This window comes from Vibrio penaeicida, from assembly GCF_019977755.1.
Lineage (GTDB): Bacteria > Pseudomonadota > Gammaproteobacteria > Enterobacterales > Vibrionaceae > Vibrio > Vibrio penaeicida.
The window spans coordinates 850,368-872,531 of the sequence record NZ_AP025144.1 but is presented as its reverse complement, the minus strand read 5'-3'; the positions used below and the strand labels follow the sequence as shown (position 1 = coordinate 872,531).

The 22,164-nt window shown below is 42.7% G+C and carries 24 protein-coding genes; 16 read left to right on the top strand and 8 right to left on the bottom strand.

Going from position 1 to position 22,164, the window contains the following annotated elements:
* Positions 1–17: 17 nt before the first annotated feature.
* A complete protein-coding gene (locus LDO37_RS04160; RefSeq protein WP_224055335.1) occupies positions 18–464 on the bottom strand; it encodes a DUF4402 domain-containing protein in 447 nt (148 codons plus the stop codon).
* Positions 465–1,267: 803 nt separating this feature from the next.
* On the opposite strand from LDO37_RS04160, the gene LDO37_RS04155 reads away from it, so the two are divergent.
* From LDO37_RS04155 to LDO37_RS04120, 8 genes are all read left to right on the top strand, one after another.
* The gene (locus LDO37_RS04155) at positions 1,268–1,822 is read left to right on the top strand and encodes a gamma-glutamylcyclotransferase family protein (protein ID WP_126607064.1); all 555 of its coding nucleotides are present in this window, start codon (positions 1,268–1,270) and stop codon (positions 1,820–1,822) included.
* 9 nt (positions 1,823–1,831) lie between these two features.
* Positions 1,832–2,974: a sugar diacid recognition domain-containing protein gene (locus LDO37_RS04150; RefSeq protein WP_126607065.1), complete on the top strand. Its 1,143-nt coding sequence runs from the start codon at positions 1,832–1,834 to the stop codon at positions 2,972–2,974.
* A 262-nt stretch (positions 2,975–3,236) separates the two neighbouring features.
* Complete coding sequence (locus LDO37_RS04145; protein WP_101113178.1) at positions 3,237–4,592, top strand: GntP family permease; 1,356 nt, start codon at positions 3,237–3,239, stop codon at positions 4,590–4,592.
* Between the two features lie 24 nt (positions 4,593–4,616).
* Positions 4,617–5,756, top strand: a complete 1,140-nt coding sequence (locus LDO37_RS04140; RefSeq protein WP_126607066.1) for a glycerate kinase — start codon at positions 4,617–4,619, stop codon at positions 5,754–5,756.
* A 101-nt stretch (positions 5,757–5,857) separates the two neighbouring features.
* Positions 5,858–6,250 carry a ribosome recycling factor family protein gene (locus LDO37_RS04135; protein WP_126607067.1) on the top strand — a complete coding sequence of 131 codons (393 nt, stop codon included), beginning with the start codon at positions 5,858–5,860 and terminating at the stop codon, positions 6,248–6,250.
* Between the two features lie 116 nt (positions 6,251–6,366).
* On the top strand, positions 6,367–7,872 hold the full coding sequence (locus LDO37_RS04130; RefSeq protein ID WP_126607068.1) for an alkaline phosphatase D family protein: 1,506 nt from the start codon (positions 6,367–6,369) through the stop codon (positions 7,870–7,872).
* Positions 7,873–7,998: 126 nt separating this feature from the next.
* Positions 7,999–8,556 (top strand): magnesium transporter, encoded by a 558-nt coding sequence (locus tag LDO37_RS04125; protein WP_224055333.1) that lies wholly within the window; start codon positions 7,999–8,001, stop codon positions 8,554–8,556.
* A 2-nt stretch (positions 8,557–8,558) separates the two neighbouring features.
* Positions 8,559–9,590 (top strand): HlyD family secretion protein, encoded by a 1,032-nt coding sequence (locus tag LDO37_RS04120; RefSeq protein ID WP_126607069.1) that lies wholly within the window; start codon positions 8,559–8,561, stop codon positions 9,588–9,590.
* A 47-nt stretch (positions 9,591–9,637) separates the two neighbouring features.
* Here LDO37_RS04120 and LDO37_RS04115 read toward each other — a convergent pair whose 3' ends face one another.
* Entirely contained in the window at positions 9,638–10,450 is an 813-nt protein-coding gene (locus LDO37_RS04115; RefSeq protein WP_126607071.1) for a LysR family transcriptional regulator, read from the bottom strand.
* 172 nt (positions 10,451–10,622) lie between these two features.
* Between LDO37_RS04115 and LDO37_RS04110 the strand changes: the two genes are divergently transcribed.
* On the top strand, positions 10,623–11,108 hold the full coding sequence (locus LDO37_RS04110; protein ID WP_126608161.1) for a type VI secretion system amidase effector protein Tae4: 486 nt from the start codon (positions 10,623–10,625) through the stop codon (positions 11,106–11,108).
* A complete protein-coding gene (locus LDO37_RS04105; RefSeq protein WP_101113183.1) occupies positions 11,109–11,468 on the top strand; it encodes a hypothetical protein in 360 nt (119 codons plus the stop codon).
* Positions 11,469–11,479: 11 nt separating this feature from the next.
* Here the strand turns inward: LDO37_RS04105 and LDO37_RS04100 are convergent, their stop codons facing one another.
* Entirely contained in the window at positions 11,480–12,391 is a 912-nt protein-coding gene (locus tag LDO37_RS04100; protein ID WP_126608159.1) for a LysR family transcriptional regulator, read from the bottom strand.
* Positions 12,392–12,549: 158 nt separating this feature from the next.
* Between LDO37_RS04100 and chrA the strand changes: the two genes are divergently transcribed.
* Positions 12,550–13,704, top strand: coding sequence for a chromate efflux transporter (gene chrA, locus LDO37_RS04095; protein WP_126608160.1), 1,155 nt, complete (start codon positions 12,550–12,552; stop codon positions 13,702–13,704).
* Positions 13,705–13,903: 199 nt separating this feature from the next.
* Entirely contained in the window at positions 13,904–15,058 is a 1,155-nt protein-coding gene (locus tag LDO37_RS04090; RefSeq protein WP_126610208.1) for an HD domain-containing phosphohydrolase, read from the top strand.
* A 9-nt stretch (positions 15,059–15,067) separates the two neighbouring features.
* Here LDO37_RS04090 and LDO37_RS04085 read toward each other — a convergent pair whose 3' ends face one another.
* Complete coding sequence (locus tag LDO37_RS04085; RefSeq protein ID WP_126610209.1) at positions 15,068–15,652, bottom strand: hypothetical protein; 585 nt, start codon at positions 15,650–15,652, stop codon at positions 15,068–15,070.
* A 159-nt stretch (positions 15,653–15,811) separates the two neighbouring features.
* Positions 15,812–16,018: a Flp family type IVb pilin gene (locus tag LDO37_RS04080; protein WP_101113188.1), complete on the bottom strand. Its 207-nt coding sequence runs from the start codon at positions 16,016–16,018 to the stop codon at positions 15,812–15,814.
* A 372-nt stretch (positions 16,019–16,390) separates the two neighbouring features.
* Between LDO37_RS04080 and LDO37_RS04075 the strand changes: the two genes are divergently transcribed.
* Positions 16,391–18,082, top strand: a complete 1,692-nt coding sequence (locus LDO37_RS04075; protein WP_126610210.1) for an AMP-binding protein — start codon at positions 16,391–16,393, stop codon at positions 18,080–18,082.
* A gap of 164 nt (positions 18,083–18,246) precedes the next feature.
* Here LDO37_RS04075 and LDO37_RS04070 read toward each other — a convergent pair whose 3' ends face one another.
* Entirely contained in the window at positions 18,247–18,459 is a 213-nt protein-coding gene (locus tag LDO37_RS04070) for a hypothetical protein (RefSeq protein ID WP_126610211.1), read from the bottom strand.
* Between the two features lie 111 nt (positions 18,460–18,570).
* Here LDO37_RS04070 and LDO37_RS04065 point away from each other — a divergent pair, with 111 nt between their 5' ends.
* A complete protein-coding gene (locus tag LDO37_RS04065; RefSeq protein WP_126610212.1) occupies positions 18,571–19,506 on the top strand; it encodes a LysR substrate-binding domain-containing protein in 936 nt (311 codons plus the stop codon).
* A 136-nt stretch (positions 19,507–19,642) separates the two neighbouring features.
* Here the strand turns inward: LDO37_RS04065 and LDO37_RS04060 are convergent, their stop codons facing one another.
* On the bottom strand, positions 19,643–19,852 hold the full coding sequence (locus LDO37_RS04060; RefSeq protein WP_399480677.1) for a DUF1127 domain-containing protein: 210 nt from the start codon (positions 19,850–19,852) through the stop codon (positions 19,643–19,645).
* Between the two features lie 109 nt (positions 19,853–19,961).
* Here LDO37_RS04060 and LDO37_RS04055 point away from each other — a divergent pair, with 109 nt between their 5' ends.
* A complete protein-coding gene (locus tag LDO37_RS04055) occupies positions 19,962–20,909 on the top strand; it encodes a LysR substrate-binding domain-containing protein (RefSeq protein WP_399481202.1) in 948 nt (315 codons plus the stop codon).
* 17 nt (positions 20,910–20,926) lie between these two features.
* On the opposite strand, the gene LDO37_RS04050 is transcribed toward LDO37_RS04055, so the two are convergent.
* A complete protein-coding gene (locus tag LDO37_RS04050) occupies positions 20,927–21,496 on the bottom strand; it encodes a TetR/AcrR family transcriptional regulator (RefSeq protein WP_126610214.1) in 570 nt (189 codons plus the stop codon).
* 104 nt (positions 21,497–21,600) lie between these two features.
* Between LDO37_RS04050 and LDO37_RS04045 the strand changes: the two genes are divergently transcribed.
* Positions 21,601–22,140, top strand: coding sequence for a dihydrofolate reductase family protein (locus LDO37_RS04045; RefSeq protein WP_126610215.1), 540 nt, complete (start codon positions 21,601–21,603; stop codon positions 22,138–22,140).
* Positions 22,141–22,164: the final 24 nt, after the last annotated feature.

Here is a 22,164-nt window from a genome sequence, read left to right as displayed (position 1 = left end):
CACCTTATGCCGGTGTCTTATTGATAAACAACCGTAATGTTAACTGTGCCAGAGTAGTTACCTGCAACCAAAGTACCAGCACCAAGGATGTCTGCCACACCACCAATTTTAACCGTGGCAGTACCACCTGTTAATGCTGGAGAAGCGTTATCTGGAGCGATACTGTTTACAGCGATGCTGTTACCGTTGCCATCACCCATTGTAGCTGTTGTATCAACCGTTACGTCTACTGTACTACCACTTGTACCCGTAATGGTGAATGCTGCTGCACCTGCATCTGCTGTCGCAACAGTAACGTTAGTCGCTTGGTCTGTGAAGATAGAACCAAAATCTAGGTCGTTAGTTTTAGAGATAGATACAGGCTCTAAAACGTTGATGCTAGAGTTAAATGTATCTGTAGCTGCCATCGCGCTAGGTGCTACTGCTGCTAAAGAAATTAACGCAAGCTTTTTGATGAATTTCATTTCTAATTCCCCCAATTCCTTTTTTATTTAAATAACCTTATTTTTATTAATACTTTTTTGTACTACTGGAAACCAGAAAAGTATCAGGCGTATTTAAAGATCAACTAATAAATATTTTCATAATATTTTTAATTTTGTCATTAATATTTGTGAGGCGGTTCAAAAACAAGTACAACTCGATCAATATTAAAGGTAAAAATAAATATGACCACAAGCGCATATAAAAAATAAAACTTTACTTATCAAGTAATTAGAAGAGAGATAAAGTGCTAGTGATAGATTTATATATTAAAAAAACGAGTGTGGGCGATATTAAAATCTAACACACATAGCTCAGAATAGGAGACTGTAAATTTAAATGTTAATTTCCGATATTTGAGACGGCAATAATCACCAGCTAGATTAGAAAAGAACTAGAAAATTATTAAGTACTACTCAACATATATATTCCTATAAACACTAAATTTATGACCTAACAATTTAAATACGAGTAAATCAAAACAAAAAGAGCTAATAAAAAAACAATTAACAATTCAAAAAATAATTAAATACCAGTGAAATTTAAACTTTATTGGAATGGACATATCAGTATCAACCGAAAATATAGCTAAATTATCGTTCTGACTAAAATATAGCCACACTACAATTGAGCTAAATAGAAAAGAATAAGCTCAAATCTGTTTTGGATTTTGAAAGCGCTTTTATTGCAACCTCTTCCAACACCGTTCAATTCGACGAAACTTGAAGTTCATGGAATACTTGTATACTTAATTGACCCGCTTTGAAAAGGAACTCGCTCACCTATGTACATCTTCGGATATGGCAGCTTAATTAACTCTGAATCTCGTAAGTTAACTGGGCAGACAGGAAACGCTTACCCAGCAATAGTGTGCGGCTTCAACCGACATTGGAGTAAGGTGGATGGCAGTTATCAAATCTCACCATTAGTTGTGACGAGTGGTAAAGGATCAGTAAACGGTGTTCTGATTGAGATTGATGACCGAGAGCTTCTGGAGTTCGACAAACGTGAAGCAGGCTATCACCGTATCAAGGTAGCTGTTTCTCAAATTGAATCCGACACGGTTATCGATGCCAGTGCCGAGATTTGGATGTATGTGAAAGACGAAGTAGCGCCTCCCTGCACCAATGCTCCCATTATGCAAAGTTATGTTGATACCGTTCTGGCTGGGTGCTTATCCATTTCCACTCAATTTGCCGAGCACTTCATGCAGTCCACCTTAGGTTGGCATCACCCTCTTGAAAACGATCGCCAACAGCCCAAATACCGAAGGATAGCTGGTGTTGAGAATCAGCATATCTCTCTTATCGATAACCTCGTTGATTCAGCAAGACGCTAAGGCGAGATAATGATTCTAGAACAGCAACTTGCCCAGCAAATCGTCGATCGAACCATGGCGATCATTGGTAATAACATCAACGTGATGAATCAAGCTGGTGTGATTATAGGTAGTGGCGACTCTTACCGGATCGGTCAAACTCATGATGGCGCACTTTTGGCTCTAAAACATGGGGATACCGTTGAAGTAACCCAGCAAAGTTGTCAGTCGCTTAAAGGCGCAAAGCCCGGTATCAACATGCTGATGAAAAGCCAGCATGAAGTGATTGGAGTGGTCGGCATTACTGGCGATCCTAACTCTATTCGAAATTACGCATCACTGGTCAAGATGACAGCTGAAATGATTGTCGACCAAGCGGCGCTTATCGAACAACTCCAATGGGACAGAAGACATAAAGAGGAATTCATTTCTGCGTGGATCAAAAATGAAGTTTCCTCAGCTGAACTTAAAGATTGGGCGGCACGCTTGGATATCGACCTTGATACACCTCGTGTTGCCGTAGTGATTGAATTGCATTCAGAACGTGCTCCACTCAGCTTAGAGCAAACTCGGCAAATTGTTGAATTGTTGGAATACCCTAAACGCGACAATTTAGTTGCGGTTATTTCAATGCATGAGATTGTCGTACTGAAACCCAGCCACAATCGACATGGCAAATGGGACAGCGAGCAAGAAAGCTTGCGCATCGATATTTTGCTCGACAGATTGAATCAGCAAGGAATCAATCAACTGGATATCGCCTTAGGGGAATACTTTCCTAACCTCAACGACATCCACCTTTCCTATCAAAGTGCGCGGCAAGCTCTGCACTTTGGAAAAAAGCATCACCCAGAAAAAAACAAATACCTATTTGAAGAGATGCGCATACCCGTCTTGCTCTCGCCACTAGCTAACTTTTGGCAAGGTGACCAATTATGTAAACCAATCGTTAAGCTTATGCAGGAAGACAAAAGCGGGCAACTACTTAAAACACTACACGCGCTATTCGAACACCAAGGAAATCAAAAACTGTGCGCCGAAGCCTTATACATACATAGAAATACTTTACGATACCGGTTGGATAAGATAGAGAAAATCACCCTTGTTTCTCCAAAAAATTTCACCGGATTAGTCGAACTCTATATTGCAAGCCAGATCACAAAACAACCCTAAAACTGTGCATAAGCACAAAAATAAAGCTTCACATTGGAAGTTGATTTGTCACGCATGCCTAAAGGATTTAGCTCAATAAGCTCCGATAATAATCTTGTTCCCAACTAAGATCAGCAAACCAGAATGATCGGGAATTGCATTCCAGGAATACCTACGCTTGGAAAAATATAGCCACTCCACACGCCTGAATGCGATGAACATTGCACATAACAGCAATACTGCATAAAAGCGCAAACAAGTGGCAAAAATAAACGGAGTTATTATGAGTCTTATACTAATCCTGCTGGCTGTGATCGCGTTTATCGTCGTCGCAACCACCAAATTTAAGTTACACCCTTTTCTCGCCCTCTTAGTTGCAGCATTTATCGCTGCGTTCGCTTACGGGCTCCCTGCCGACAGCATAGCCAAAACCATAGCTAAAGGTTTTGGAGGCATACTCGGCTACATCGGTTTGGTCATTGTGTTAGGGACCATTATCGGTGTCATTCTCGAAAAAAGTGGCGCGGCTATCACCATGGCGGATACCGTCATTAAAGTGCTCGGCGACCGATTCCCGACACTGACCATGTCGCTCATTGGTTACATCGTATCTGTACCTGTATTTTGTGACTCAGGTTTTGTCATTTTGAACTCACTTAAAGAGTCACTAGCAAATCGAATGAAAACCTCTAGCGTCGCCATGAGTGTTGCACTCGCCACTGGCTTATACGCAACTCATACCTTTGTTCCACCGACTCCCGGCCCTATTGCTGCTGCCGGTAACCTTGGGTTGGAATCTAATCTAGGTATTGTTATCGCTGTCGGTATTTTCGTTGCAGGTGTCGCAGCACTCGCTGGTATGCTTTGGGCAAATCGCTTCAAAGATGTAGAACCCGATGGAGAAGAAGCTCAAAACCCAGCGGATAATGTTGATTGGAAAGCACTGAAAGAATCCTACGGTATACTGCCCACTGCTGGACAAGCATTCGCGCCAATCTTTGTGCCTATTTTGCTTATCTGTTTAGGGTCGGTTGCTCGCTTCCCAAGTGCGCCATTGGGCGATGGTTTCTTATTTGATACGCTTAACTTCTTCGGTCAGCCGCTAACGGCATTGGTTATTGGTCTGCTGCTGTCTATTCGTTTGCTTAAGTCTGACAACAAAGCGGCTGAGTTTAGCGAGCGTATTAGCCAGGGTATCACCGCTGCCGCGCCTATTCTTTTGATCACTGGTGCAGGTGGTGCATTTGGTGCGGTACTAAAAGCCACACCGCTCGGCGAATATTTGGGTACAACATTATCGGCACTAGGTATTGGTATTTTCATGCCGTTTATCGTTGCCGCCGCACTTAAATCGGCTCAAGGCTCGTCAACCGTGGCGTTGGTTACCACGTCTGCGCTGGTTGCCCCAATGCTTGCTCAATTAGGATTGGATTCAGAAATGGGTCGAGTGCTTACAGTTATGGCCATTGGTGCGGGTGCAATGACGGTATCTCATGCAAATGATAGCTTCTTCTGGGTAGTCTCTCAGTTTAGCCGCATGAGCGTTGGGTTGGCATACCGAGCCCAAACGATGGCAACCTTGGTGCAAGGTATCACTGCCATAGTATTGGTTTACATTCTTAGCCTCATCTTATTGTAATCATCACCGCGTTAGGAGAGTGATATGAAAGTAGTTATCGCCCCAGATTCATTTAAAGAAAGCCTGACAGCAAAAGAAGTGTGTCTGGCCATTGAATCTGGTTTTCGCCGAGTGTGGGCAGACAGTGAATTCGTTCATGTACCTGTCGCTGATGGTGGAGAAGGTACGGTGCAATCACTGGTTGATGCCACAAAAGGTCACTTAGTTCATCTTGCGGTAACAGGACCTTTAGGTAACTCAGTCGACGCATTTTATGGGTTGCTTGGCGATAATCAAACAGCGGTTATTGAAATGGCGGCCGCCAGCGGCCTTCATCATGTATCGCTTTCCCAGCGAGATCCAAAACTGACCACTTCTTTCGGTACAGGACAGCTGATCAACCACGCGCTTGAACGAGGTGCAAAGAAACTCATCGTTGGTCTTGGGGGAAGCGCCACAAACGACGGTGGCGTTGGTATGATGGCAGCACTTGGCGCCAAGTTCTCTAATCACAATGGTCAGCCTATTTCGTTAAATGGCAGCGGATTAAAAGAACTCGCGCAAATTGATTTGTCGGGATTGAACTCAAGACTGGCTGAATGTGAAATTTTAGTCGCTAGTGACGTCGATAATCCTTTGTGTGGAAGTAAAGGCGCATCAGCAACCTTTGGCCCGCAAAAAGGCGCAACCGAAGCAGACATTCGCCTGCTCGATCAAAACCTGAATCATTATGGTCAGCTCATTCGCAAACAAATCGGTCGTGATGTCATAAATGCAGCAGGATCTGGTGCAGCTGGTGGTATGGGTGCCGCATTGATTGCATTTACCCACGCCAAATTGCAACCAGGAATAGACATTGTGCTCGAAACCGTTGGCTTAGAAAACCAACTCGAAGGAGCAGACTTGGTGATCACCGGAGAAGGCAGAATAGACTGGCAAACAGCGCACGGAAAAACCCCGATGGGCGTTGCGTCGCTGGCGAAAAAATATGACCTACCCGTTATTGCACTTGCTGGCTGCGTAGGCGAAAACTACCAAGCCGCATATCAGTGTGGCATCGATGCTGTATTTGCTGCTGTACCCCGAGCTTTAGACCTGTCCACCGCGTTTCAAGAAGCAGGGGAAAACCTCACCAACCTGTCTGAAAACGTAGCCAGAATGTGGTCGATGAATTTAGGGAAATAACCTTTAAAGATAAAACTCAAAGCGCAGGGCTCCCTGCGCTTTTTTACATTAACCTTTGCGAAATGTAGCGTTTACGATCATTAGCATGCACAATTCGCACTATGAGCAAAAATAAAATTTCTATCCCACTTCCTTCTCTTATCCATCGGATTGGGGGTGAAAACGCCAAATGTGCAAAATCCATTGCGCTTCAACACCAAGCGGAGCTGAAAAGGATTCGTCGTTCGAGAAATTGGCAAGTTACCGCCGACTTTGAAAACTTGCGGGCTTTTTCTACTGCTTTGGTTGAAATAGACCATGAAACCTACCAATTCATCATCAAGAAAATTGACGAACGCATTGAGGCATTGCGAGAGCTGCACCTTCCACTTTCAGATCAACTGAGTGCTCTCATTTTGGCTAATCCGAACATAACGCTGAATGAACTAATGGAAAAAACCAACTGCACACTCGCTCAAGCAAGAACGGCAAGGTTTGAGGCTGATGTTATCTAGTGTTTTCTCACTTATATTATTGACAATAATACCAATTAACCCAAAGATAACAGGCGGACATTCCATATAACATAGGCGAATCCTGCTTTATCGCCTGATAGAGCAAAGGATTGATGATGAGCAAGAACAAATGGAATTTGGTGATTCAAGAGGTAGGGACACACCAAGCAAAAGTCTGGGTTGGTACATTATCTGAATACCAAGGTAAACCAGACACCTTTACCGTTAACGTGTTCACTCAGCCTATCACTGAGCGAGAGCGTCAGCCCATCGCTACCTATCCCATACAGAAACAAGACTGGGAACGACCGTTTACCAAACTACGTGAGCGATTTTTTAAGGTGGTGACGATCACGGGGTTAGAGCCCAATAAAACGTATTACGTCGATTTTGTTCGCGGTGAGCACACGTTTAGCTGTGGTGAAGATCACAGTAAAACCATTCAGGAAACGGTACTAGAAACAGGCACACTCAAGACCTTACCCACCTCGCTTTCAGAAACCGAACCCTTTGTAGCCATGCTCGGAAGTTGCTTTTACAACGGCAAGCATGAGAAGGGACAAGCGGCGAAAGCGTACACGCATTTGTATTTTCAGGGAAAATCTGAAGAACAACCTCATGTTAAATTTCTTACAGGCGATCAGGTGTATCTCGATATTGGGGTGGACTCACTCTCACCCGTGGTTAATGAAGTCCATAAACGAATCGCGACGGATTATGAAGAAACGTGGGATATCAACCGTAAGATGTACCGACATGGTGGGTGTTGGTTTTTAGCCGATGATCATGAATATTGGAATAACTACCCATATGTCCAAGGCACCAACCCGTACTTGTGGGCGATTACTTTATCCAAAAAGATAAAAGCAGCGTGGACGAGAAGCGCGAAAGATGGCGTTAAAAACGTGCAGCAGATTACCCCATTTCGAACGTTCGATATTGGTGACGATTTGTCTTTTTGTTTTGTGGACTTAAGAACAGACAGAGACAAACGTGAACCGCCAAAATCGCTGACCACCAGTAAGGTCTTTAAACAGCTTATCGACTGGGCAAAAAGCCTCGATAAAGTGGGCGTGTTAGTGTTGCCTCAACCACTTATCGTTAAACCGGGTACCGAGTCGGACTACAACCTCGCCAACTATGAAAGCCAGTACAAGCAACTGCTCGATGCATTAGCCGAATCTGGAAACGACATACTGTGTTTGTCGGGGGATGTGCATTACGGTCGAATTGCCAGCGTTAAGATTGGCAGTAAAAACGCCACTCTGCATGAAGTTATTTCTTCTCCTATGTCGAACATTCCTGCATCCGATGGCGGGAAATTTTCCGCAGCCACACCCAAGAGGGTGAAAAATCTACCACGCTTTTCTGGTCACAATGAAGGCGTTGAATACGGAGATGTATGGTGCACAAAATCGGAGCTCGTCAGCAAATGGTACATGCTGAAAAATTACTATCAGAATAAAGAACACTTTATGACTCTGGCTTTCACTCGCTCAAACACGGGCAATGTAAAACTGGAAGTGCAAGCTTGGTTAGTCAGGCATTGCGAGCGTTCTGGTAAACCGAAAAAACAGTTTAAAGACAGCAGAGTCATCACACTGAAAAAACGCCCAGCTTAAGTGGAGAAAGATAAGCATTCTAAGCGTTAGCTCATCTCCTTTCTTTAAAATGGAATTTCGGTTATTCCATTTTTACTTCGCACCGTTGTTACGCTGATTCCAAAGCGTAACAACAGGTCAATCACAATGTCTCGACACCACTCGAATCCGAGGCAAGGAACGCCATCAAACTCTATTTCATGGAAAGCAATACCATCATCTAGCTTTAGAAATGCCAAAACATCAGCGCTCTGCAAAGTTATAAAAACCGCGCTAGTAACATTCATAAAAGCCGCAATCGGTCTAGGCACTTTGTATTTCGCGTCTCTGGTATTTTCGAAATTAAGCACGATTCATGGTACCGAACTGCCAGAATCTTACTTTGTGGATGGTTACCCCAGCATATTGGTATTGCTCGATTCTGAATTCTTTATGGGCGTCATTTTCTGCGTCACCATTAGTGTGATTGTGTATGTGTTGTATTTATTATGGCAGTTACACGAAGTCGCGGTTCATAAAGCACAAAAAATGTCGTCCGCTCATACCCAAATTGTGTTTGCGCTTTCTCTATGTGGGTTGTTTATTGATAAAGCATGGTGGGTACTCGCTATCATTATTGCCTTTACTCGTTGGGATATTGTTTCAGACTCGCTCTCCAACATCATTCGTAAAGGTCTTCACATCACCAAAAGTACTAAGGAGTAATCATGAAAGAGATTATGCTCCCTTACATTCTGATCTGTTGGATTTTAGTCAGGCTAAAAGTGGTGGCTTGGACGCTTAAAAATGCGGTTGTGATGGTGGGGCTAGGCGCTTTTATCGCCTTTATGTTGTTTACCGCGCATCGCTTTTGGTCACCAGCAGACCTAACCGACAGTACAACAGTAAAAGCCCCTCATGCAGTACTGAGCCCTCTCGTTGGTCAGGAGGTAGAACAAGTACTGGTAAGCCACAACCAACACGTCCGCGAAGGCGACTTGATTTACGTACTGAAATCGGAAGATACGGATTCACAAGTCAAAGGGCTACAGGCACAAAAGTTAGCAGCAGAAGCGGAAATTGTTGCCTTAAAACATCAGATCACCAACGATGAGAAAACATTACGTCGATTGGAAAAGCTGGACGATTTTGCTCAAGAGTCACATAGAGACGACACCAAAACACGAATCGATGCTAACAACGCAAAAGTGGCGGCAGTGTTTGCTCAAATCAAATCGATTGAAGCGCAGATCGCGACAGCCGAATGGCAAAATGATCGCCGAGAGGTTCGCGCACCTTTTGATGGACAGGTGTCGATTGCTAACCTTGCTGAAGGCACCCGTGTCGGTAACATGCATTTATACAACACGTCGAAAAAGTTTGTGGAAATGCGAATTGCGGATCAAACCTATCGCAACATTAAGGCTGGTCAATTTGCTGAATTTTATGTGGATGCATACCCCGGTGAAATATTCAGAGGGCGTGTTCATAGTGTTACGGCGGGAACAGGGGAAGCGAGAGTATCGGTGGTGAATGGCACACAACACGTACGCCAACACGTCAATAACAATGCAGGAACGCACGGGCGAACTGTTATCATCGAATTTGAAGAACCTCAGGGCTACAATGTCCCCATTGGCGCAACCGGTTCTGGTTGGATATCAGCGACTAAGCCACATGAAATGCTTGGCTTTATGGATATCATTGGTGCGGCAACGGTGAGGTTAAAAGCCTACAAAGCGTACTTCTCTGCCATGTAAATATTGGTTGATGTATCGACAGCGCAGTCTCCTATAAATTGGCTGCGCTATTTCTCCATCCAGCTTTGAGCTTTCTGCTCTAAGACTCGTTCCACCAGCGCCATTAACCATTGAGTTTTCGGGCTGTTACGTTGAGAAGCCTTAACGATGATGGCCACATCCAGCTCAATTGGTGTCACATTTTGTTGCCCAGAAAAAGGCGCGTAGCGAATGGTGTAGCAATCTTCCATTAAGCGGTTCATTAACTCATAGTTATCGATCTGAATCGTTGGCTCTATTGATGGGTCTATTGCATGAAAGTGGTGCGTATATTCATTGATGCCCGAGACCAAAAACTTCACATATTCTCCGCTAGGGTTACCATCGATAAAACCCGCGCCTTTATGCAATTTTTTCTGGTAGAAGTGCTGAGATTTGTCGCTAAGAATATGAACGCCAAGGTCGACATCTTCTTCTAAAATAAGAGACTCACTGGTTTGTTGCCAAGTTCTTAATTCGATGACGGCTTGGGTTTCTTCCCTAATCGCTTTGATCAATTCTGTCCCACACGCCACGAGATACGGCTCGACCAAATGCAACGAGATGCTTTCCAGTTTACTGGGATCAAACTCTTCTGGGTGAAGGGCTTGCTGAACTTGTTCTAGCGCTGCTTTGAGTTTGGGTTCGACTTCGCACGCGTAAGACGTGGGAGTCAGCCCATCACTACCACGAACAAATAATGGATCACCCAACTCATCTCTAAGCTGTGCCAATACTTTAGACACGTAAGATTGAGAGCGACCAATCTTTAGCGCAGCGCGCTGAGTAGAATGGGTTTGCATTAATGCTAAGAAAACGGGAATGGAGTTTAAATCGCTTATCAAATTGTTACCTCATATTCGTTACAAATAGCTTAATGAAATAAAAACAACACTCTCAATTACATTCATTTCAGCATTAAACTAATGGTACATCTAAATTACTAATAAACAAGTTGAATATTGTTATTCAATAAACAATTATCCACATAGTTTTTATTGGGACTTAGACACTATGCAACTACCAAACTGGGAAACCTTAAATCGAAACTTTCCAAACCTACCTGCTGCTACTGTTTTTACGCAGATTGGTGGGAAAGTAGCCTTAAATTACGAAATTGGTGTTTTTAAAAATGCTTGTGCTACTAGAATTTCTAAAGCTCTAAATGGCTCAGGGGGGAGACACAAAATCCCATACTACAAAGCTGTAGGTCCAAATGGAAGAATGGAAGCTCAAGTCTCTTCTGGCAAAAACAAGAATTGGCACATTTTTCGTGTGAAAATTTTAATCAAATACCTAACTGAAAAATATGGTTCTCCCAGCACTTATATCCCAAGTGAATATAAAAAAGAAATATCAGGGAAAAAAGGTATTATTATATTTGAAGTTAACGGATGGGATGACGCCACTGGACATGCTGATCTTTGGGATGGGGAAGATTGCGTCTACGCTAGCTACGATTCATCTGCTCATAGAATTTTATTTTGGGAGGCTCCGTAAATGAAAAAAGGCAAAGCATTAATGTTGTCGCTCCTATCTACAGCACTGCTTGTATGCGCTCCTTCCTACGCAGGACTAGAGCACAAGCAATTGTTAAACTTTGCCCATGTAAACTGCCTGTTTAACTACATGAAAAGTATGGGGTATGAAACTGAAGATCTTAGAACCCTGTCAGCTGGAATTGTTGAAAAAAGTACTCTAGACCCAGAAAAATTTGTGCGTGTACACGAACTCGTAAAAAGTTACGAATCTAGCGCCAAGTACAAAGCTGACGTTGATACCAACTTAACAAAATGCTTCGAGATACCTTTCGATAAGAACTTTGCAAAAAAGATAGAGGAAATTGCACTCGCAAAGTAATAGAGCAAAGACTATTTGATTTCTTCTTTTACCAATTCGCGGAGCCATATATTTTTGTCTCTGGTGTGCTGGCGTGATGGCCAAATCAAAGATATAGCAAAGTCGTTCACATCAATGGGTGACTTAGCCATCACCAGTTGGTCATCAAAGCCTTCAATTTGTGCCATTCGCTTGGGCACAATGGCAAGCAGCTTTCGCTGACAAAGTAATTGCCGAATAGTCAGGAAATTCCCTGCTGCTACACGTACCTGACGGGATTCATCCATCTGTTCCAGATGTTTATCGATACCGGTGACCAGTTCGCCGCCCGGGCTGACTAACGCATGATCTATCGATAAATATTGTTCCAAAGATAACTGCTTAACTTTGCCAAACACATTGGAATCGAACAAACAAACATGTTCTTCATCGTATAGGTGTTCACTTTGGAAACGTGCGTCTAGATCTGGAAAACTGCCAATCACCACATCCAATTTTTGCTCTTCAACCAATCGGACATAGTTACTTCGATTAACGTTAACAAAGCTGATTTGGCAATGCGGCGCTTGCTGGGAAATATCGTCAAATAGAAGGGGAGAAAAAATAAATTCAGCGTAGTCCGTTAAACCTATTCGGCACACACCTTTATAGTCTTTGGGTAAAAAGACTTTGGGAGACAGCAGCTCTCCGGTCACTTTATCTAATATGCTCTCGACGGTAGAGGCTAATGAAAGTGCTCTTTCGGTCGGCAACATGGTATGACCATGCCTCTCAAATAACGGATCATCCAAAAGCACTCGTAATCTAGCCAAGCTGTGGCTCATCGCCGATTGACTCACATGCAACTGTTTGGCAGCAGCACTCACACTCTGAGTTTCAAACAAGGCAGAAAATGCCACCAAAAGATTTAAATCGATGCTTTTCCAATTAATGTCGAGACGCATACCTCACTCCCTGCCCCACTATTACTTGCAACCAAAACCAAACTAAAACCCAAACCCATTTCATTCATATTCTATATTAAAACTATCAATTTGAATCATTTATGTTGTGCCAGTAGTCTTTCTACCAATAACCACTGTATTTAAATTGGACTTGGTAGATGTTCTCGATTTTTAAAACCTTTTTCCTGCTTGGCTGGGTAAGCTTTGGGGGCCCAGCAGCGCATATTGGGTACTTTCGAAATACCTTTGTTGAAAAGCTCAAATGGCTAAGTGAAGAAGAATACGCACAGATTGTTGCACTCAGCCAATTCTTACCTGGGCCAGGTTCTAGCCAAGTGGGCTTTGCGATCGGTTACCGCAAAGGAGGAATTACGGGGGCAACGGCGGCTTTTTTAGGCTTTACTTTGCCTTCCATTCTTCTGATGTTGGGGTTGGCTATTCTCAGTAGCCAACTCACGGATTCCAGCCTCTTCCAAAATGTCATTCACGGACTGAAATTGCTCGCTGTTGTTGTGGTTGCCGATGCGACGATCGGCATGTATCGGAATTTCTGCCAGCATAAAATAACTATTGCCTTGTGTGTTGCAACCGCTATGGCACTTCTGTTATTTCCTAATCTGTATACGCAGATGGTGGTTTTAGTGGTTGCCGCTCTTATAGGGCAAGCCTTTTTGAAAGGGCAACCGAAAGAAAACGACACTTCCCATCCAATACAAATCAACTGGATGCCTCTCATTGCGTTTGCTGCTCTCTTAATAGGTTTACCTATCGCGGGTAATTTAATGAAAGAGATCCAACTGTTCAGTGACTTTTTCCAAGCAGGTAGCTTAGTATTTGGCGGCGGTCATGTGGTACTGCCCTTGTTGCAAAATATTGTCGGTGAACAAATCAGCCAAGATGCATTTCTTACTGGTTATGCCGCAGCTCAAGCCGTGCCTGGACCTATGTTTACTTTTGCTACTTACATCGGCTACGAGCTTTTACCCACGTCTCCTGTTGTTGGCGCATTACTGGCAACCATAGCGGTATTTCTTCCGGGTTTCTTACTGTTATTGGCGGTATTAAATAACTGGCAAGAGTTGGCAAGCAAACCCAAATTAGCGGGGGCTGTCGCAGGTGTAAACGCATCGGTAGTCGGTCTTTTGTTAGCGGCTCTCTACCAGCCTGTTTTTACCAGTGGTGTATTAATGGGGGCAGATATGGCTGTCGTTTTGGCCGGTTTTTATTTGTTGAAACAACGTAAACTTCCCATCATTACTCTTGTGGCATTTTTCATTGCCGCTGGCATATTTCTTGGTCAATTAATGCCTTAAGGCTTGCCCAAATTTAAGAAAAAACCGAGCCTGATCCGCTCGGTTTTTCCACTTTCTTTAATAGCTAATTTATTGAGCATTTTTTCTGCAAAAGATCGTTTCCTTGACTAGACTTGATCGTTAGATATTCACTTATCTTAAGTGCACATTTATTAATAAAAATTCGCACTCAAGGCTTTAGACATAGAGGATCGTGGTTATGTTTATTCGGCAGCGTCAGTCGTTTCATTCTTTTCCAAGTCAAATGGCATCTTTAAACCAACATCTTGAGCATGTTCACCATCAAATAAAAGATAAAGTACCTCAAGTGGATCGGATCTCATTTACCTTATACGACGCGCATTTGGATCTTCTTCGCACCTACGCTGAAAGCGATACGGATGGAAATACACTAAGCCACCATGAATACCCTTTTTCGGAATGTCGATCCCTTCAAGAATGTGCCAATAAAAATCTTTATCGGGTCATCAATGACATTGCGACCACGGTCAATTCCAATCGACACCATTCACGATGGTTAATTGAGCAAGGCTATCTTTCTTCATTTACCGTTCCGACATACCACCACAATCAATTCATTGGGTTTATTAACTTCAATTCTCACCAAAGCCATGTTTTTAGCCCACAAGTACAAAATGAGTTAATGCCTTTTTGTGAACAAATCAACTTCACCATAAACTCGGAATATTCCTTGGTGCATTCCATTTTAACTTCCGCTGAATTGACGCGAGACATATACCCTGGTGCGCAAAGCGATTCTGACGAACACATTTTGCGAGTCAGTCTTTACGCCAAGTTGATTGCATTAGAGGTATCAGAGTTATACGAGCTAGATGATGAAACCATTGAGCATATTCACTTGTTTTCTCGCCTCCACGACATTGGCAAAATTGCTTTACCCGATACCTTATTGCTCAAGCCAATTACACTCAACGCACAAGAAAGAAAAGTCATGGAAAGCCACGTTGATAAAGGCTTAATCATCATCAACAAGATCCTTCACAATTTAGGTTCTCCTAAACACCCGTGTATTCAAGTGCTCAAAGATATTATGGCTTATCACCATGAGTTTCTGGACGGCAGTGGTTACCCTAATGGGGCTAGCCATAGTGACATTCCTGTTTCAGCAAGGATTGTTGCAGTCGCGAATATATTTGATGCGTTAACCAGCCACCGCCCATATGCCCAAGCTTGGTGTGTGACATCGGCGCTTCTTGAGTTAGAGAAAATGGTGGCGGATGGAAAACTGGATGGCAATTGCGTTAACGTACTTCGAGATCATCAAGGCTACATTACCCAAGTTCTTGAACAGCATCCCGAGCACGATCCGCGTGAAGGTGTGATTCATCATTGAGCCTTTGCCTTAATGTCTTTCCGACAGGTTTAAGGTATTAGGATTGATATCATATAGAGCAAGGTATGCTTCGATCTCATCGGATAATCTTATCGACAACGATAGGTGATTACCGCTTTGGTCTGCTCGTTTTTCAAGTTGTAAAGACGAATAGCTTTGCGTAACCGATTTAGCGATATAATCCAGTACCCACATAGATTCTTGAGTCAGCTCGTCTTGCTTAAAAGTAAACGTGACATACGCTAATAAGTCGGGTTCTCTCGCTACCGAAACCTCACCACGCGACACCAAGTATTCTGCACATTTTTTATCTACACCTAAGTTTTGAATATCGGCAATAAGCCACTGATTAATTGGCTTTGCTCTAGCATCAAAATGAGGCTGTGCATAAATAAAAGACGAGTCCAAATTTTGATTTACATACTTGCCTGTTGTTCCGTTCCCCAACCCAATGGTTTGGTGATATTCAATTACTGGAGCATCACAATGAATAACGAGACCGTTTGACTGGCGATCTAGATGCGAAGCAAAGCTGATGGTTGAAACCAAAAAAAAGAGAGGAACATATAGAAATAAACTATTTTTTGTGCGCATTAAACTTACTGAATTTCGTCTTTCTTTATCAATAGATGTTGTCCAATTAACGACATAAGAAATTTACTCTCGCTAATGAACAAAACAATATTGAAGCGATGTAAAACCACAAGTAAACCATTACTGCTCGAGTAAACGAATGAATCAGTCACCAAACATTTATTCCGAGTAAGATGACGATCCACCTTCAGAAATAGAAATGATCGCTTCTGAAAGGAATACCTGTAAATCATTGTCAAATATCGCGATCACGATTGCCGATAATGCCACGCCAATAATCGCATATTCGATTGCAGTAACGCCGGATTGGTTTTTTATCACCTTGCCAGTACAGATCCTGATGAGATGTATAATTGCTGAACCCATACTTCACTCCAATTATCTGCCAGAGAACTGTCTCTCATCTATAAGGCTAGTTGGATATAGTTAGATCTTCAAACAAAGATAAGCACGATATAAGAACAAAAAAACGGCGAGAAATAATGTAATGATTCGAAAAGAAAATTTGGCTATAGAATGGAAAATTATGACCTCATTTCTACTTTTACCGAAAATACTTAACATCATTTATCTGTCTACTTTTCGGCGTTCAAGTTGCTCTAACATCATCAAGTGAGTAAACGATCTCAAGACATCGCAAAATTTGAATACTACGGTTGACCGAGGCTATACTTAACGACTAGTTTAACATCATGATAACAATTACAATTCATTATAAAAAAGACATGGAGTCACCTGATGGTTCAGCCTCAAACGACACATAACGCGAAATGCTCTCTCACACCTCCGAATGAACTGATCTTGAAATGGGCACAAGAACGCCCGAATGAGGTTTACCTCAAACAGATCATTAACCGACAATTTGTAGAATTCACCTACGCTGATGTGGCCGACAAAGCACTTAAACTGGTTTCCGCATTGCAATCCTTGGGTTTAGAGCCTGGGGACAAAATAGCGCTGATCTCTAAAAACTGTGCGGAATGGTTTATCACCGATCTTGCTTTGATGTTGGGAGACTATATAAGTGTCCCTATTTTCCCAACCGCCGGTAGCGAGACGATTGAACACTGTATAACGCACAGTGGCAGTAAAGCGCTTATTGCAGGCAAGTTGGATGACTCTGCCGCAACAACCGAAGTCATCAATAAGTTAGGTGACTTGATCACCCTATCGCTTCCTTACGACTCTGCGCCAAAATGCCAATATGAGTTCACGACACTGATTAGCAACCAAGCCCCCAGCGAACTAAGACCTGAGCATTACGACGACAAACTGATGTCTATCGTATACACATCGGGTACGTCGGGCTTACCGAAAGGCGCAATGTTAACTTACGGTGCATTCAATTGGTCGAGCCAGAAATTGATTGAGCACCTAGGTGTAGACAGTAATGGTAACGATCGATTGATGTCCTACCTTCCTCTCGCTCATATAACAGAACGCGTCTATATCTTTGGTACATCGATTCGCGAAGGTGTTATGACCGCATTCCCAGAATCTTTGGATACCTTTATTGAAGATGTGAAGATGCAAAGACCGACACTGTTTATTTCCGTTCCACGTTTATGGACGGTCTTCCAACAGCGGATTCAAGAAAAGTTACCTCAGAAAAAACTGAACATATTGCTGAAAATCCCATTCATTAACTCACTCATCAAAAAGAAACTGGCAGATGGGCTAGGACTGAATGAAGCTCGAATATTGGGTTGTGGTTCAGCACCGGTTTCTCCTGCACTTTTGGAATGGTATCGTTCCGTTGGATTGAACATTACCGAAGCTTGGGGGATGACCGAGTCCTTTGCATACAGTACGCTCAACTACCCATTTAAAGCCGATAAAATTGGTACTGTGGGCAATGCTGGCCCTGGCGTAGAACTGAAACTTGCTGAAGATGAAGAGATTCTCGTGCGCAGCCAAGGTATGTTTGCGGGTTACTACAACAATGATGAAGCCACCAAAGAATCATTTAATGAAGACGGCTGGCTGCACACTGGCGATATTGGCTCTATTGATAGCGATGGTTATTTAACCATTCAAGGTAGAAAGAAAGACACCTTTAAAACGGCCAAAGGGAAGTTTGTCGCTCCCGTACCTATTGAGAAAAAGTTATTTGAGTACAGCAAAGTAGAAATGATGTGCTTGATAGGTTCTGGGTTACCGGCACCAATCTTACTTGCGATACCTCATGCCTACCCTAATTTCGATCCAGCTCGCTATGAAAAACGTGCTGCTAAAGTCATCGAGCGCATGAACCAGACGCTAGAATCTCATGAACAGATTAAAGGCGTGCTCATGATAAAAGAACCTTGGAGCATCGAGAATGGCATTCTCACTCCTACGCTTAAAATTAAGCGCCATATATTGGAGAAGAAATATCACGACGTCGGGGCAAACTGGCCAAAAGGCAAACTTATCGTTTGGGAAGAGTAACGCCAACTCATTGTATTGAGTAACCCATCGCATTGATTAACTCGGGGAGCCAAATGGTTCCCTTTTTCTTTCTTACCACTCGATACTGTTCGTTATTTAGACGCTATCAAATATCAGTTGTGGTCGTTCCCCCTTCTTTTCTACACATTTAAAATAACCTCGACTTATAGAAATCGTACATAATCCCGATTACTTGTCGAAGTAACTTCAACGCCAACATCTTTTTGAAGGTGCTTAGACATATCGGAAAGCTCCGAATAGTGTTCCTTCTCTTTCACTGAGCGTCCATTTTTTCTTTTGGCACCAAAACTCCAAGAAAACTGATAGTTAGGAAATGAAACCTCAAAATCAAAACCCCAATCAAGTGCAATTCTCATAATGTTTCTCCTCATGTTCCGCTTGTTAATTCTTATCATTTGTCGTTATTATGAGATTCAAACAGGCAATAATCGAACGACGATTACTTACAAATAATATAAGTAGAAGTTATGGACTCAAGACTACGCCACTTATCAGGGCTCCGATATTTTGAAACAGCAGCGCGTTTAAGCAGCTACAGTAAAGCGGCAGAAGAGCTATTTGTTAGCCAAGCGGCAGTAAGTCAGAAAATACGCCAACTAGAAGAGGCATTGGGGTGTAAATTATTTATACGCCAAGGTCGAGAAATGGCATTAACGGAAAAAGGAAGAACACTTTTCGGGCAAGTTTCTCGTGGCTTTGAACATATATTGAAAGGTTTGAATCAAATAACCAACGAACCCATCGACGGTGTATTGTCGGTGAGTGCCCCACCTTCATTTGCCTCTCGCTGGTTACTGCCTCGGCTGTGGAAATTTTCCATGTTGCACCCAAATATTCCAATCAGAGTAATCACGACTTGTGACGATTTGGATCTTCGCCACGGAACCATCGATGTGGCAGTTTGGCAAGGCGACGACATGGAAAATTCTGAAGGCTTGATTAAAGACATGTTGCTGGAAGAACCAATTTTTCCATATTGCTCTCCCGCCCTCGCGAATTCCATTAATTTTACTGACCCGAAACAGCTGCTCGATTGTTGGCTAATACATTACGAATCGAAATGTTTCCCATGGGAAGATTGGTTTAAACTTGTCGATATAAAAATGGAAAAATCATTCATTCAATGGATGGAAGTAGGCACTTTTGATTTAGCCATGAATGCCGTCATTGCAGGTCACGGAGCTTGTTTAGCAACGGAATGTTTAGCATCTGATTACATTGAACGTGGCTTACTTGTAAAACCTTTTGATATCGGTATGACACCGGGGCTGAAATTTCATTTGTATTCCGACCCGAGTTCTCCACGTCGTGACCGAATCAAAGCCTTCTCAGATTGGATGCATTTCGAAGTATCCACTATTTCAGAGAACGTAGCCCTAGGCTCTGTTGATCTTTCGATGTGATTTTGCAGCAAAAAGATTGCCGCCAAAAAAGAAAAAACTCAGCATGATAATCATGCTGAGTGCGCGACACATTAAGCGTTTTGTTAGCTCCTACGCCGACAACAAAACGGGATACAGGAAGGTCGCTAACTTGGAGTTAATCCCAAAACGACCGATGAGATTCTTTGTAAACTTGTTCTTTAGTTAAGCCGAGATCATCAAGCAAATACTCAGGAATTTCCGCCATCTGCTTGCGCGTGTGGTAATTTTGATGCCATCGCTTAATCTCAGAGAAAATTTTCTTAATCAAATCTGCCGGCTTTCTTGCCACTACTCGTGCCGAATAAATCGCTGATACAGTCATCATTTCCTCCTTGATTAGTTTAAGCTTCGGGGTTAATAATTAATCAAATTAAGTGCGTAGACAAACGATAGAAATTGACATTGAGTTAAGGAAAACTTAAGTGAAAGATAAAATGCCGCCGCTTCAAGGGCTTTACTATTTTTATATTGCTGGGGAATCGGGAAGTTTTAAAGCAGCGGCTAGCCGTTTATTTGTAACGGCAGCTGCAGTTAGCCAACAAATTAGGCTACTTGAGGAATGGCTTGGAACCGAGTTATTTGTCCGACAGCATAGGAAAGTTCACTTAACTCATGAAGGCGAAATGTTATTCAGACAAGCTCAAAAAGGCTTTGCACACTTACAGGATGGGATTCGACAAATAAACCAAGATCCCGATCCAAATCGCTTATCCATTTCCACGCTTCCTTCTTTTGCTCAACATTGGCTTGTACCTAGAATTCGCCATTTCAGAGAAAGACATCCAGAAATTGCTTTACTTATCGAGCCCAAAAATGAATTGGTTACCTTCCAAGATTCCAGCGTCGATTTATGCATTCGCTATGGAACGGGGAATTACAAAAACGTCGAAAGCATTTGGCTCATGGATGAAGTGGTATACCCAGTTTGCCACCCGCTTTACCAAAAAGAACATCAGATCCACACTATTGAAGATCTAAGTAAAGCCGATCTAATTGAAGATATGTGGCCAGATATGGATTGGCAATTATGGCAGCAAACACTTGGTATAGAAGCTGGAAAGTCCACCCTTCAATACGACGGTTCGCATTTCGTTTTAGAAGGTGCATTATCTGTACAAGGCGTGGCGTTGGTTAAACACAGCCTCGCTTATCGTTATCTGCAAGAAGGAAAGTTGGTGCGAATTGGCGATGTTGGCTTAAAGCCTAAGTTTAATTACTTTCTATGTGCTCCCTCCGGTTACTTTCGCCGTGAAAAAATCCAAACATTTGCCACTTGGATACAGCAGCAAGTGCAAGAATTTTGTAGCCTTGGTCGTGAAGGGTTAACAATCATCGAAACGGACTACTCGCTCAAGTGGAATGGAAAAAAACACAGAACGTGAGTTAAGTTCTCCTCCCTCTAGTCGCTCTGATGAATATTCTTTAGAGCGATACAGTAAAGAGCTAATGCGCCATCAAGCATCTGTATATTTAGCGCGTCTTTATCCTGATTGCAGTTCATCGCTAAAGCAAAACCATGCAAGTAATCTCCCAATAAGTCTAATGCCTGCTTTTCTTGTTCATCGTTGAGTTCAAGTGGCTGCGTCACCAACTTAAAGCGTTCAAAAAACACCTCCGCTGGGCTTGTGGAGCTCATTGTAAGTAAGGTTTCCAATAGACCAGGATAGGTATCCAATAGGGAAACATAGCTCGCGCACAAAGCCTTTAATTCTGCCTCCCATTCAAGTGTTGATGTGGGCATGTAGATCTCTTCAATAAGCGATGTGGTGATCGCTTCAAGCAACGCATACTTGTTTTCAAAGTAATAGTAAATCGCCATCGCATCTACCTCGAGGGCAGTAGCTACCCCTCTGATACTCGGCAATTTTCCTTGCTCTTTTAACAACGCTTTTGCTGTGGAAAGGATGGCTTCCGAATTCAATTGAGGTTTGTTGCCCGTTGGACGTCCTCGCTTCTTCTTGACAGTCATTTCTCTTTTCTCTTAAACTCTAATTAAAATTCTACACTGTAGAATAATTTAAACTGACTTATTTGCCAAGTCACTTACTTCCCCCTTAAAAAAGGAGATCACTCATGGCAAACATCGTTTTTATTGCGACCAGCCTCGATGGATATATTGCAGATAAAGAAGGCAATCTCGATTGGCTTAACTCTGCTTCAACTCCAGAGGGCAATGATATGGGCTTTTCAGCTCTGATGGAGCGTGTTGACGGTCTAATCATGGGAAGAAATACGCTGGATACCATTTTGAGTTTTGGCGTTGATTGGCCATACATCAAACCCGTTTTTGTTTTAAGTCACACCATGGCGTCAGTGCCCAAAGGATACGAAGATAAAATTTTTCTAATCAACGGCGATTTGAAAACGGTGATTCACGATTTAAACAGAAAGGGATTTAACGATTTGTATATTGATGGTGGGATCACCATACAAAATTTCTTAGCGGAAGATCTGATAGACGAATTGATTTTAACATCTATTCCTGTGCTGTTAGGTGGAGGTTCTCCTTTGTTTGGAGAGCTAAGCGCACCACTCAACTTTGAATTGGTAGAGAGCCAAACGTTCAACGCTGCTATTACACAAAGCCATTACGTTCGAAAACGAACAACATAACCCATAAAACACATAACCTAATGG

Coding starts and splice junctions, on each gene's coding strand:
- LDO37_RS04160 (WP_224055335.1), bottom strand. CDS start 464: ATGAAATTCATCAAAAAGCTTGCGTTAATTTCTTTAGCAGCAGTAGCA.
- LDO37_RS04155 (WP_126607064.1), top strand. CDS start 1,268: ATGTACATCTTCGGATATGGCAGCTTAATTAACTCTGAATCTCGTAAG.
- LDO37_RS04150 (WP_126607065.1), top strand. CDS start 1,832: ATGATTCTAGAACAGCAACTTGCCCAGCAAATCGTCGATCGAACCATG.
- LDO37_RS04145 (WP_101113178.1), top strand. CDS start 3,237: ATGAGTCTTATACTAATCCTGCTGGCTGTGATCGCGTTTATCGTCGTC.
- LDO37_RS04140 (WP_126607066.1), top strand. CDS start 4,617: ATGAAAGTAGTTATCGCCCCAGATTCATTTAAAGAAAGCCTGACAGCA.
- LDO37_RS04135 (WP_126607067.1), top strand. CDS start 5,858: ATGAGCAAAAATAAAATTTCTATCCCACTTCCTTCTCTTATCCATCGG.
- LDO37_RS04130 (WP_126607068.1), top strand. CDS start 6,367: ATGAGCAAGAACAAATGGAATTTGGTGATTCAAGAGGTAGGGACACAC.
- LDO37_RS04125 (WP_224055333.1), top strand. CDS start 7,999: ATGTCTCGACACCACTCGAATCCGAGGCAAGGAACGCCATCAAACTCT.
- LDO37_RS04120 (WP_126607069.1), top strand. CDS start 8,559: ATGAAAGAGATTATGCTCCCTTACATTCTGATCTGTTGGATTTTAGTC.
- LDO37_RS04110 (WP_126608161.1), top strand. CDS start 10,623: ATGCAACTACCAAACTGGGAAACCTTAAATCGAAACTTTCCAAACCTA.
- LDO37_RS04105 (WP_101113183.1), top strand. CDS start 11,109: ATGAAAAAAGGCAAAGCATTAATGTTGTCGCTCCTATCTACAGCACTG.
- LDO37_RS04100 (WP_126608159.1), bottom strand. CDS start 12,391: ATGCGTCTCGACATTAATTGGAAAAGCATCGATTTAAATCTTTTGGTG.
- chrA (WP_126608160.1), top strand. CDS start 12,550: ATGTTCTCGATTTTTAAAACCTTTTTCCTGCTTGGCTGGGTAAGCTTT.
- LDO37_RS04090 (WP_126610208.1), top strand. CDS start 13,904: ATGTTTATTCGGCAGCGTCAGTCGTTTCATTCTTTTCCAAGTCAAATG.
- LDO37_RS04085 (WP_126610209.1), bottom strand. CDS start 15,652: ATGCGCACAAAAAATAGTTTATTTCTATATGTTCCTCTCTTTTTTTTG.
- LDO37_RS04080 (WP_101113188.1), bottom strand. CDS start 16,018: ATGGGTTCAGCAATTATACATCTCATCAGGATCTGTACTGGCAAGGTG.
- LDO37_RS04075 (WP_126610210.1), top strand. CDS start 16,391: ATGGTTCAGCCTCAAACGACACATAACGCGAAATGCTCTCTCACACCT.
- LDO37_RS04070 (WP_126610211.1), bottom strand. CDS start 18,459: ATGAGAATTGCACTTGATTGGGGTTTTGATTTTGAGGTTTCATTTCCT.
- LDO37_RS04065 (WP_126610212.1), top strand. CDS start 18,571: ATGGACTCAAGACTACGCCACTTATCAGGGCTCCGATATTTTGAAACA.
- LDO37_RS04060 (WP_399480677.1), bottom strand. CDS start 19,852: ATGATGACTGTATCAGCGATTTATTCGGCACGAGTAGTGGCAAGAAAG.
- LDO37_RS04055 (WP_399481202.1), top strand. CDS start 19,962: ATGCCGCCGCTTCAAGGGCTTTACTATTTTTATATTGCTGGGGAATCG.
- LDO37_RS04050 (WP_126610214.1), bottom strand. CDS start 21,496: ATGACTGTCAAGAAGAAGCGAGGACGTCCAACGGGCAACAAACCTCAA.
- LDO37_RS04045 (WP_126610215.1), top strand. CDS start 21,601: ATGGCAAACATCGTTTTTATTGCGACCAGCCTCGATGGATATATTGCA.